10 protein-coding genes are annotated in these 11,753 nt (G+C 54.7%); 5 read left to right on the top strand and 5 right to left on the bottom strand.

Features of this window, described 5'->3' with window-relative positions; genetic code table 11:
• Positions 1 to 3 precede the first annotated feature (3 nt).
• Entirely contained in the window at positions 4 to 840 is an 837-nt protein-coding gene (locus ABLU87_RS03125; RefSeq protein ID WP_122117170.1) for a transporter substrate-binding domain-containing protein, read from the bottom strand.
• 294 nt (positions 841 to 1,134) lie between these two features.
• Between ABLU87_RS03125 and ABLU87_RS03130 the strand changes: the two genes are divergently transcribed.
• Positions 1,135 to 2,052, top strand: a complete 918-nt coding sequence (locus ABLU87_RS03130; protein ID WP_014838242.1) for a DMT family transporter — start codon at positions 1,135 to 1,137, stop codon at positions 2,050 to 2,052.
• Positions 2,053 to 2,187: 135 nt separating this feature from the next.
• Here ABLU87_RS03130 and ABLU87_RS03135 read toward each other — a convergent pair whose 3' ends face one another.
• The 4 genes from ABLU87_RS03135 to ABLU87_RS03150 all read right to left on the bottom strand — a co-directional run bounded on the left by ABLU87_RS03135 (position 2,188) and on the right by ABLU87_RS03150 (position 6,681).
• Positions 2,188 to 3,459, bottom strand: coding sequence for a Glu/Leu/Phe/Val dehydrogenase (locus ABLU87_RS03135; protein WP_122117171.1), 1,272 nt, complete (start codon positions 3,457 to 3,459; stop codon positions 2,188 to 2,190).
• A gap of 240 nt (positions 3,460 to 3,699) precedes the next feature.
• Complete coding sequence (gene accC, locus ABLU87_RS03140) at positions 3,700 to 5,049, bottom strand: acetyl-CoA carboxylase biotin carboxylase subunit (RefSeq protein ID WP_122117172.1); 1,350 nt, start codon at positions 5,047 to 5,049, stop codon at positions 3,700 to 3,702.
• 10 nt (positions 5,050 to 5,059) lie between these two features.
• Positions 5,060 to 5,524, bottom strand: a complete 465-nt coding sequence (accB, locus tag ABLU87_RS03145) for an acetyl-CoA carboxylase biotin carboxyl carrier protein (protein ID WP_122117173.1) — start codon at positions 5,522 to 5,524, stop codon at positions 5,060 to 5,062.
• A gap of 440 nt (positions 5,525 to 5,964) precedes the next feature.
• Complete coding sequence (locus ABLU87_RS03150; protein ID WP_122117174.1) at positions 5,965 to 6,681, bottom strand: GntR family transcriptional regulator; 717 nt, start codon at positions 6,679 to 6,681, stop codon at positions 5,965 to 5,967.
• A 118-nt stretch (positions 6,682 to 6,799) separates the two neighbouring features.
• On the opposite strand from ABLU87_RS03150, the gene ABLU87_RS03155 reads away from it, so the two are divergent.
• Genes ABLU87_RS03155 through ABLU87_RS03170 form a run of 4 tightly spaced genes read left to right on the top strand, consistent with a single transcriptional unit; the run spans position 6,800 to position 11,730 of the window.
• Positions 6,800 to 7,594, top strand: coding sequence for an ABC transporter ATP-binding protein (locus tag ABLU87_RS03155; protein WP_122117175.1), 795 nt, complete (start codon positions 6,800 to 6,802; stop codon positions 7,592 to 7,594).
• Between the two features lie 20 nt (positions 7,595 to 7,614).
• Entirely contained in the window at positions 7,615 to 8,610 is a 996-nt protein-coding gene (locus tag ABLU87_RS03160) for an ABC transporter substrate-binding protein (RefSeq protein WP_014229041.1), read from the top strand.
• The gene (locus ABLU87_RS03165; RefSeq protein ID WP_025107014.1) at positions 8,607 to 9,353 is read left to right on the top strand and encodes an ABC transporter permease; all 747 of its coding nucleotides are present in this window, start codon (positions 8,607 to 8,609) and stop codon (positions 9,351 to 9,353) included. The genes ABLU87_RS03160 and ABLU87_RS03165 overlap by 4 nt, the downstream gene beginning before the upstream one ends.
• A 13-nt stretch (positions 9,354 to 9,366) precedes the next feature.
• A complete protein-coding gene (locus ABLU87_RS03170) occupies positions 9,367 to 11,730 on the top strand; it encodes a hypothetical protein (RefSeq protein WP_348865989.1) in 2,364 nt (787 codons plus the stop codon).
• The last annotated feature ends 23 nt before the right edge of the window (positions 11,731 to 11,753 follow it).

Here is an 11,753-nt window from a genome sequence, read left to right on the forward strand (position 1 = left end):
AACTTATTCCAGCGGTTCAAATTTCAGGTTCGACAGTGGCTGTACGCGCTCTTCGCGCACCATCTTGTACTCGGTATTTGGCCCAATCCAGCTGTCCCAGATTTTGTCGATGGTGCCATCGCTGTCCATGGTTTTCAGGCTGGTATTAACCGCGTTGAGCAGCGCGGGTTCGTCACGTTTCATGCCCACGCCAATCGGCTCCAGTGCCATAGGTTCTTTGATCATCGCAAGCTCAACACCGTCTTTTTTCGCCTGGGAGATCATCTTAATGCCGGTCATGGTGTTGGTCACAAAGCCGACCACCTTGTTTTGTTCCAGTGCGAGGAAAGCGGATGCCGCATCCTGGAATGTCACGGCCTTGCCGCCTTTAATATGGATCGACTGCTCAGAGGTGGTGCCTTTGGTGGCACTGATACGTTTGCCTTTAAAATCCGCGAGGGTTTTATCCGCGTTCTCTTTTTTCACCAGCAGCATCTCTTTGGCGACATAGTACGGGTCGCTGAACTGGATCTGATTGCCACGCGTTTTGGTGTAGGCAAGGTTAGCAATCAGTACATCGGCACGGCCTGTTGCGATAACCGCAATGCGTGCCTCAACAGAGGTCGGCACCAGCGTTAATTTCAGCCCCATTTTCTCTGCCAGCGCCGTGCAAAGGTCAACGTCCATGCCCACCAGTTGACGCGTTTTGACATCCGGCGATGAAAATGGCGGTACGTCGGAGTAGACCGCACATTTCAGATCGCCATGCGCAGTAATATCCGAGAGCAGATCAGCACTGGCCCCAATGCTGGTCAGTAAAAGTGGCAATGCCAGAGCGGCAGATAATTTCTTTGCTGTCATGATGTTTTCCCCAAAGTGCTAACTCGTTGAATACACGCCGTTGTATTACAGATTTCATTCGGTATGGCAGACCGTATACCCTGGAATATACGGGCTTTATTTTCGACGGTATAAGAGGGAAACCCTGTCGCGGGATACACAATTTATATGACGGATACCATGCGAAAACGCGCCGTTACGGTAATAAGAAAAAGTTATTCAGACAGAGGCAAATTATCTTATCAGCGCACTTTCCCGACGTTCTAAGGTTGGGTTTCATCCACATCTGTACGTTGTCAAATCAAAGGTAAGATAATGAATGCCAAACTCGGGATGTTGCTGAAAATAATGTCAGCACTGTGCGCGACATTAATGCTGGCCTGCGTCAAAGGGCTCAACGGCGCCATCCCCACCGGAGAAGTGATTTTTTTCCGTTCATTTGTCGCATTATTCCCGCTGCTACTGTGGCTAAAGCTGCAGGGCAACGTCATGAAAAGCCTCAAAACCCGCAATATTTTCGGCCATTTTATTCGCGGTTTTTCCGGGACCGGTGGCATGTATTTTAACTACCTGGCGCTGGTCTATATTTCGCTGGCTGATGCCACCGCCATCAGCTATGCCGCTCCGCTCTTTACCGTGCTGATGGCGGCACTCCTGCTGAAAGAAAATGTCCGTTTTTCCCGCTGGCTGGCGGTAGTTGTTGGCTTTAGCGGCATCGTCATTATGCTGTCGTCAAACCTGACGCTGGGCCACGCTTTGCGCTCATCGGGGCTTACTCTTGACGGCGCAGCCTTAGGGGCGGTGTTCGCGCTGCTGGCGGCAGTCTGTTCGGCAACCTCCAGTGTACAAATTCGCTTTTTAAATGGTATCGAGACGCCAGGCGCCATCGTCTTCTATTTTTCATTAATGACGACGCTAATTGGCCTGTCGTCTGCGCTATTTGGCTGGTCACGTCCAACAGGCTGGCAGTGGGCGCTGCTATTTGGCTGTGGTTTTTTTGGCGGTGTGGCACAAATTCTGGTGACACTCAGCCTGCGCTATGCCGATGCATCACTGCTGGCACCGTTTGATTACACCACGCTGGTGTGGTCGATGGTGATTGGCTATCTGTTTCTCGACAGTCTGCCCGGACACGCCACACTGATTGGGGCCGCTATCGTTGCTGTCGCCGGGATCTTCACTATCTGGTGCGATAGGCGTCAGCGCAAAGGGCAAATCATGCGTTCCTCATAATCCTGAACCGCCATTCATGAATATCCCCGGTGGCGCCTCGCTTATCGGGGCTCCAACCGTGCAGGCAAGTAGCCCGGATAAGGCGTTCGCGCCGTCATCCGGGAGCATTCCATGGCGGCGCGAACCGATCGAATATTACGGATATAATCCTCTGTCTTTACGCGCCAACAGGATACGTTCGCAGGCCACGGCATAAGCGGCAGTACGCAGGGTTATATTCAGTGTCTGCGCTTTATTCCACACGGTTTCCAGCGCACTTTGCATAATGGTATCCAGCCGTTTGTCGATCTCCTCTTCACTCCAGAAAAAACTGGAAAAATCCTGTACCCATTCGAAGTAGCTGACGGTGACGCCACCCGCGTTGGCGATAACATCCGGTACGACCACCACGCCCCGCGCCTGCAAAATATCATCGGCTTCCGGCAGTGTCGGGCCATTAGCCCCTTCCAGCACCAGCTTGCAGGATAAAGCGGCAGCGCGTTCTGCGGTAATTTGTCCTTCCAGCGCCGCCGGGATCAGTATGTCGTGATCCCGCGTCCAGAACGTTTCATCCGCCACAGTATCAGCGCCAGGAAAACCGAGGATCTTGCCATGCGCCTTTTGCCAGGCAATCAGCGCCGGTATATCAATGCCGTCTGGGTGATAGAGCGTGCAGAACTGATCCTGTACCGCGACAACGCGTGCGCCGTGCTGATGAAACATCCCGGCGCTGACGCTGCCAACGTTGCCAAAGCCCTGCACCGCCACACGGCTTTGCGCCACGTCGATACCCAGCGCCTGCGCCGCCTGGCAGCCCGTCACATACACGCCGCGTCCGGTTGCTTTAACGCGCCCCAGCGAACCGCCCAGATGGACCGGTTTACCGGTGACCACGCCCGTGGAGGGCTTGCCAACGTTCATCGACCAGGTATCCATCATCCACGCCATGATTTGCGCATTGGTACCGACATCCGGTGCCGGAATATCCTGCTGTGGCCCGATAAAAATACCGATTTCGCTGGTATAGCGCCGGGTCAGGCGCTCCAGTTCTTTATGTGACAGCGTAACTGGGTCGACGCGCACACCGCCTTTCGCGCCGCCGAAGGGCAAATTCAGCGCCGCGCATTTGACGGTCATCCAGGCGGAGAGCGCCATCACCTCTTCCAGAGTGACATCAGGATGAAAACGCACCCCGCCCTTGCCCGGCCCGCGCGATAAATTGTGCTGGACCCGATAGCCCTCGAAATGGCGTACGCTGCCGTCATCCATTTCCAGCGGAATATCGACGATTAACGCGCGGCGCGGATGACGCAGGGTATCGGCCCAGTGGCTCAGTTCCCCCAACAAGGGCAGGACACGTTCCACTTGCGCCAGATAGATGGACCACGCCGAGTGACGCGCACCGGACACATAAGACAGTTCAGACAAAACACACCTCCGTAAGTCACAGAATAGAAACCGTTTTAACCGACTTCAGGTTACTCCTGGCGAAGGGGTGTAGCTTTTACAAGATTGCTATAATGTCATACGGGAAATTTATTACCAGGAAAATTAAAAGCAGTTCAACTCACCGTGATTGCGGATAAGTCCAGCAGTAAAAACTGGAAATATGAAGGGAATGAACAATTCCCTCTCCATGCAGGAGAGGGAGAAGCTTGCGGGAAGGAATTATTTCTCGTGCAAGCCAAGTTTCTTTTCCAGATAGTGGATATTGGTGCCACCGTTCTGGAAATTTTCGTCGTTCATGATGCGCGTCTGCAACTCCACGTTGGTTTTGATACCGTCGATTATCAGCTCCTGCAACGCATTCTTCATGCGCGCAATCGCCACGTCGCGGCTCTCACCGTAGCAGATCAGTTTACCGATCATGGAATCGTAATACGGCGGCACGGTATAGCCGGCGTAAATGTGCGATTCCCAGCGAACGCCAAAACCACCCGGTGCGTGGAAGCGCGTGATTTTACCCGGGCTCGGCAGGAAGGTGTCCGGATCTTCGGCGTTGATACGACATTCCACCGCATGGCCTTTAACCACAACTTCTTCCTGCTTGATGGACAGCGGCTGGCCGGCTGCGATGCGCAGTTGCTCTTTGATCAGGTCAACACCGGTGATCATCTCGGTTACCGGGTGTTCTACCTGAATACGGGTGTTCATTTCAATAAAGTAGAACTCGCCGTTTTCGAACAGGAACTCGAAAGTACCCGCCCCGCGATAGCCGATATCCACACAGGCTTTCGAGCAACGCTCGCCGATATAGCGACGCAATTCCGGGGTGATACCCGGCGCCGGTGCTTCTTCCACCACTTTCTGGTGGCGGCGCTGCATGGAGCAGTCGCGCTCGGCCAGATAGATGGCGTTACCCTGGCCGTCTGCCAGCACCTGGATCTCGATGTGACGGGGATTTTCCAGGTATTTCTCCATGTACACCATGTCGTTGTTGAAAGCGGCTTTCGCTTCCGCACGAGTCATGGCGATGGAGTGCGCCAGGTCGGCATCTTTACGCACGACGCGCATACCGCGACCGCCGCCGCCGCCGGAGGCTTTGATAATCACCGGGTAACCGATGCGTTTGGCATGTGCGCGGTTCACGTCAATATCATCGCCCAGCGGACCGTCAGAGCCCGGAACGGTCGGCACGCCGGTTTTCTTCATGGCGGTAATCGCGGACACTTTGTCGCCCATCAGGCGAATGGTCTCGGCCTTCGGGCCGATAAAGATAAAGCCCGAGCGTTCAACCTGTTCGGCAAAGTTGGCGTTCTCAGAAAGGAAGCCGTAGCCCGGGTGGATCGCCACGGCGCCGGTGATTTCGGCAGCAGAGATGATCGCCGGGATGTTAAGATAGCTTTTAACGGACGGTGCCGGACCGATAGAGACCGTTTCGTCCGCCAGCAGTACGTGTTTTAAATCGCGATCCGCGGTGGAGTGCACGGCGACAGTCCTGATGCCCAGTTCCTTACAGGCACGAAGAATACGCAGTGCGATCTCGCCGCGGTTAGCGATAACAATTTTATCCAGCATGTTCGCCTCGTTATTCGATGACGACCAGCGGCTCGTCAAATTCTACCGGTTGGCCACTTTCCACCAGAATGGCTTTCACCACGCCGGATTTATCGGCTTCGATCTGGTTCATCATTTTCATGGCTTCAACGATGCACAGGGTGTCGCCCGCGTTAACTTTCTGACCGATTTCGATGAAGGCTTTCGCGTCCGGGCTCGGGGTGCGGTAGAAAGTACCAACCATTGGGGAACGTACGATGTGGCCACTGATTTCCGCTGCGGCAGCCGGTGCTTCCGTAGCGGTTACGGCTGGTACGACAGCGGCTACCGAAGGCTGGGCTATCGGCGCAGCATAAGCCTGCTGCATCATTGGGTAGCCGACATTCGGCGCGGTGCGGCTGATGCGAACAGACTCTTCGCCTTCAGAAATTTCCAGTTCGGAGATGCCTGACGCTTCGACCAGTTCGATCAGTTTTGTGAGTTTATCAATATCCATAGGTGTCTCTGTGGCTCTGTGCTGAATATCGCGCAAGGGCAACGATGTTAATACGCTGTGTATAGAAGAGGTTATAGCAAAGCGCAGCGATAAACAGGACATACAGAGATCAGGTGGTGTCATAACAAAACACGAAGTATCAGGGAGTGCCCTGTTGACTCGCATGTGGGCCTGACAAGAAACATGCCTTCACTTTCCGGGGGGACGTTCCTGAAACCAAATTCTTAAACGCGTATGCAGAATCCATGTATCCCCCTGTCAGCGCTCATTCAATAGTAGCTACGATGATTTACGAAGAAGATTAAGGGCTAATGACATTCACCGCATATACTGATGACAGAATGATGAACATCATCCAGATCGCGAGGTTCATGACCGGATTGCCAATACTCTGAATACCCAGTCAAATTAAATCACCGGTGAGAATCAGAGCCCCTACTTCAGCTGTTGCTCAAAATAAACTCGTAGCGTTCCGGACGAATGAAAAAGCGAGAGTTCTCAGCGCACTGCCCGTTTTCAAACCAGGATGTTCGCTCCAGTAAAAATAGCGGCGCGTTTTTATCGGTTCCCAGCACGTCAAAGAGTCCCTTATCCGCGAAGGCCAGCCGGATGGCAATATCGGAGCGACTGATGTGATGTTGCGTGGCTTTTTCTAACAGGACCCAGGTCGGTTCCTTCTCGGTCTCTTCCCAGCTCAGCTCATGAGGAAATGCCGGGAAATGACTGTAACCCACCGCAATGGGATCATTATCCACCAGATGCAGCCGTGAAATAAACGTCAGCGTCCGGGACATTTGAAACAGCGATTGCAGCGACTCTGGCGTTGGCACCTCCTCTTTGACCAGCAAACGCATAGTGGCATTCAGCCCCTGCTGCTTTAGCGACTCATGAAAGCTACGCATGACGTTGATGCCATGTGCAACCTTCTTGCCCGATATGTAGGTTCCCTTTCCCTGCTTGCGCTCGACAATCCCCTGCTCTGTCAGATGCTTCAGCGCGAGCCGTACCGTCACCCTGCTGACCGCAAAGCGCTGTTCAAGCGCAGCTTCAGAGGGCAGTTTTCCGCCAGGTTGAAAATGCCCAGCGGCAATTTCCTGCCGCAGGGTATCGGCAATCTGCCGGTAGAGCGATGTAATGTTTTCACGCACCAGTGTCATTCAGGTTCCGTCTCTCGTATTCCGTTCGGATCTAGTTTAGTCAGAAGCGATCTTAGATCAACTTGTATTAATACGTATTATAACCACATCTCATTATTTCTTATACATGACGCTCAGCATGACCAATTCTCAACCATACGCACTGGCGGTAGACAATATCACTTTTCGCTATCCCGGCGGCGCGCCGGTATTCAGCCATTTCAGTTTTCATGCCCGCCAGGGAGAGTTTGTGGTGTTGCTGGGCCCCTCGGGGTGCGGTAAGAGCACGTTACTCAATCTGCTGGCCGGTTTCACAGAGCCAGAGCGGGGAGCCGTGCGGATTGGCGGTGAGCGTACCACGCCGGAAAACCATCGGCTTGGCTATGTTTTTCAGCAGCCACAGCTCTTTGGCTGGCTGACCGCGCTGGAGAATGTCCGGTTCGGATTGCGGATGCAAAGGCGCGAGGACGTGGCCTCTCAGCGCCGACGCGCTATGACATATCTGCAACGTGTGGGCCTGGTACATGCCGCACATCAGTTGCCGCACCAGATGTCCGGGGGCATGCAGCAGCGCGTGTCACTGGCTCGCGCGCTGGCGCTGGAGCCGGATGTTCTGTTAATGGACGAACCATTTGCTGCGCTCGATGCCATCACCCGTGGGGACATGAACGAGGAGACACTACGTCTCTGGTCCGCCATTGGGCAGACAACGGTCTTCATCACCCACGATATTGAAGAGGCTGTGTTTCTTGCTGACCGCGTCATCGTTCTGAATCGTGCACCCGGCGGCGTACACAGCGAATTGCCCATCGCCTTACCGCGCCCGCGAAGCAATCTGGAGACGCGACAGCTTCCGGCTTTTGCCATGTATCGTAATGAATTACTGAAGCGCATTACCGATGTGATGCAGCAGTCCGACAACCACTCACTCTAACAAAACGGAACATCAATCAAATGGGTAAATCATTTCTTGCTGTGCTGATATCAGGGGTTTTATTCAATGCTGCTGACGCTGCGGATTCCCAGCCGCTGCGTATTGGCTGGGTCTATGCGCTGGCCAACGCGCCTGCACTTATCGCCGAGAAAGAGGGTTTTTATCAGCAGGAAGGGCTGACCGTCGAGCTTAAATCCTTTGGTGATGGTCCCGTCATCAGTCAGGCGCTGGCGGCGCATGAACTTGATGCAGCCTATATGGGTGCGACACCGGTATTCCAGTGGTTTTCGCGCGGGCTCAAGGGGCAAATTATCGCTAAGGTGAACAGCGGACAGGCCGCGCTGATCGTTCCCGCACAGAGTGCTATTTCCCGGTTGGCTGACCTAAAAGGCAAACGCATCGCTGGCGTCAAAAAAGGGAGCGGAATGGATGTTCTGCTGCGCGGTGTGGTGCTGCAACAGCAGGCAGGTCTGGTTGCTGACAAAGATGCTCAGATCCTGAGTATGCCCGCCGGTAACATGCCCGCTGCGCTGCAGCAGGGCGTTGTGGATGCAGCCTTCACCTGGGAGCCCTTTGTCAGCGAAGCACTGCTGCGCGGCGACGCCAGACTGCTGCTCGATGTAAACAAAGTCCAACCGGGTTATCCGTGGTATGTACTGATGGCGTTACCGGAGACCCTGAAGGACCGCCCGGACGATGTGGTGAAGCTTATCCGTGCGCATCAGAAAGCAGTGGATTTTATCAATCAGCATCCTGCAGAAGCCGATCGGATCATGGCCGATGCGTTTAAGCTGCGGGCCATTAAAACCGCTGACGGTAAAACGCTGCCGCCGGAGGCGCTGGTTCAGGAAGCCCGTAAACGTATTGAGTGGTCTGTGTCACTGACGAAGAAAGATGGCGCCTTTTTTGAGCAGCTGATGAAGGACTCACAGACGCTGGGCTACATGCAAAAGGCGCCAGAGCTGAATGAATTTGTTGATACGCAGTGGCTGACAAAAGCAGGGATAACGCAGTGAAGTTCAAACCAAACTGGGGCTGGGCTTCCCTGCCCGCGTTACTCATGGTCTGGGTTATCGTTGCGAGTCACTATCCCTCTTATGTGTTGCCGCAACCCTGGGACGTATGGCGGGAAGCCATACGCTGGTTCAGTGATGGTTCCATCTGGGGTCAGCTACAGGCCAGCCTGCTGGAAGAATTCACCGGCTTTATGACTGCCGTGCTGCTGGCACTGATTCTTGGCGTCAGCGCCGGACTTTCCGATCGCGTCAGGGAGTTCCTTACGCCACTGAACAGCCTGTTTATGGCTATCCCGCCCATCGCATGGGCACCGCTGATGCTGCTGATCTTCGGCCTGGGATTCGTTTCCATCGTGGTGGTGATTGTCATCGCTGCGCTGTTCCCGATGTGTCTGGCCATTCAGGAGGGGATCCGCGGCATCCGTGGCGGTGAAGTGCGTGCAGCACGCACGCTGGGAGCTCGACCGTTTCAACTGCTTCTTCATGTCTATCTGCCCAGTTCCCTGCCATTTATCACCGCCGCACTGCGCATCGGATTCAGCCAGGCATGGCGTGCGCTGGTGGCAGCAGAAATGCTCGGCGCCTCTCAGGGCATAGGCTGGATGGTTGCCATGGGCGGACAGACGGGTAACAGCAGTCAGGTACTACTGGGAATTTGCCTTATCGGGCTTATCGCCTGGTTAATGGAAAATCTTGTTTTTCGCCGCATTGAACAGCGCTATCAGCGCTGGCGCGCCCAATAATTGTGAGGTTAATGTGAGTCAGTTCGATATCCGTGATGCAGGCGATTACATCGCTCCGAAGGGCTTGTATGAGCAGAATAAAGCCCGACCGTTTCTGGGCAGTGTGGCCTGCTCGCATACTCAGTTGACTGCCGGTGCGTGGGAAGAGATCCAACTGGTATATACCGTGGGCGCCAGCGGGCTTGCTGACGGCGCATGGCTGAAGCTCGCCTTTAAATTTTACTCGGACTGGGCGCTGTTTCAGACCAGCGATCCCTCGGCAGCCAACTATGTCAGCGCCGAGTATCAGGCAGGCCCGCTAGTGCCAGGACAGAGCCCTGCCACGGTCCAGCATTTGAAGGTGCGTTTTGATCTGAAGGGGCACGAGCGTCCGTTCCAGAAAGCCATTCTGATCGACATTATTGATGGCTACATCAATCCGGGAGACAAAATCATTATCCGCCTGGGCGATCGGCGCCATGGCGGGGGCGGTACGCGTGTACAGAGTTTCGTTGAGAAAGATTTCCGCTTCCGCCTGTTTGTTGATCCGCTGGGGAGCTCAAAATTTGCTGAGGTGCCCGGCGATACGCTGCTGGATATCGTGCCCGGTGAGCCCGCTTCTCTTGCCGCGATCGCGCCGAGGTTACTGGCACCTGAAACGCCTTTCTCCGTTATCGTCCGGCTGGATGACCGCTGGGGGAATACCTGCCGGAGCCTGCCGCTGGCAGGATGCCTGACGCTGACCTCATCGGGAGGTGAAACAGAGCATCATGATTTCCGGCTGGCCGAAGAGGGCTGGGCGATTGCGCGTATCAGCGATTTGCATCTCTGCGCAGGAGAATGGTCGTTCAGCGCCGCACTGGGCACGCTGCCCTTGCTGGAAGGCAAAGGATGGATAACGGTAGAGGAAACCGCCACAGGTCTGCGCCCGCTCTATGCCGATCTTCATGTGCATTCTGATGACACGGTTGGTACCAACGACACGCTGTATAACCTCAGCTACGGGCGTGATGTCGCCGGTCTCGATATTCTAGGCTATACCGCCAACGATTTTAATGTGACTGAAGCGCGCTGGAAGCAGGCGGTAAAGCTGATTAATGCGCTGAACCAGCCAGACAGTTTTGTCTGCTATTCCGGTACCGAGTGGTGCGGTAATACCTGCGCCGGTGGCGATCATAATGTGGTGTTCCTTGAAGATGATGAACCTCAGTTCCCGTTTGATAATCTGGGGCGGCTGGTGCGTTCATTCGAGTGGAATGAGTTCACTGCCGGAACCATCAAACCGGGTGCATGGCCACTTGATGAACTTTATGCGGCCTACGCACGCGAACCGCACAAACATCTGTTAATCCCGCATGTTGGCGGGCGCCGCTGCAACCTGGACTGGCATCACCCGGAGCTGGAGCGCTTGATAGAAGTCGGTTCCGCCTGGGGGCAGTTTCACTGGGTCTATGCCGAGGCGCTCGAACGGGGCTATCGTCTGGGCGCGACCGCCAACAGCGATGAACATCAGGGGCGATGTGGTGGTGGCGTGCCTGCGACAGCCGTCTTCGGATCCCGTGGAGGCCTGACTGGCGTACTTGCTGAACGATTCGACAGAAAAGGTGTGGCTGCAGCGCTTCGTGCCCGCCACACCTATGCCACAACAGGTGAACGAAGCTATGCCGAGTTGCGTGCGGGCGATGCGCTGATGGGAGATGTAGCGGAATTCAGTTCAGCAGATGTACTGCGTTATCGTCTGTTAGGCGATGCGGGCTGGGAAGCGGTAACGCTTTACGATGGAGAAAGAGAGGTATGGCATCGCGATTTGCACGCGGAATTTGGGCGCTCTAAATATCAGTTCCGGGTGCGTCTGGGGGGGGCACGCATTAAGGACCGCTATCGGGGTGCTTACTGGACGGGACATATTGAGGTCACAGGGACACCAATCAATGCGTTTTCCCTCTCGGGCGCAGATCACCCGGAGCAGACCGTCTGGCGTAAAAGTCATACACAGATTGGCTTGCGGACCGACACCAATGGTGACAGCGACACAGTTACTGTCAGTACCGGTGGGCTGGCCGGAGCAAAAATACACGTTCATCTGGACATCAGTAGCTATATCAAAGTGGGCGATCCGCTTTTGCCACAACCACATGCCTGGGCGCCGGTTTTTGAAACGGATATTGATGGTCAAACGCTTCTGATTGCAGGCAAAGAGACTTTTACGCTTCCAGGCACCGAACTTCAGGTAGATATTGAACTGGTTACCGAACAGCCGCTTCCACGTGATATCAGCGGCGAAATTCCACTTTCTGAACTTATCCTGTCAGAAAAACGGGAACATCCGTTCTTCATCAGTGCCAGGCAAAAGGACCAGTCCCGGATTTGGACCTCAGCCATCTTCTTAACACGTTAAAGAGTGGCATGCGGCAGTTTCTT

The sequence above is a fragment of the Klebsiella sp. CB_Kp196 genome (assembly GCF_040061575.1).
Lineage (GTDB): Bacteria > Pseudomonadota > Gammaproteobacteria > Enterobacterales > Enterobacteriaceae > Klebsiella > Klebsiella michiganensis.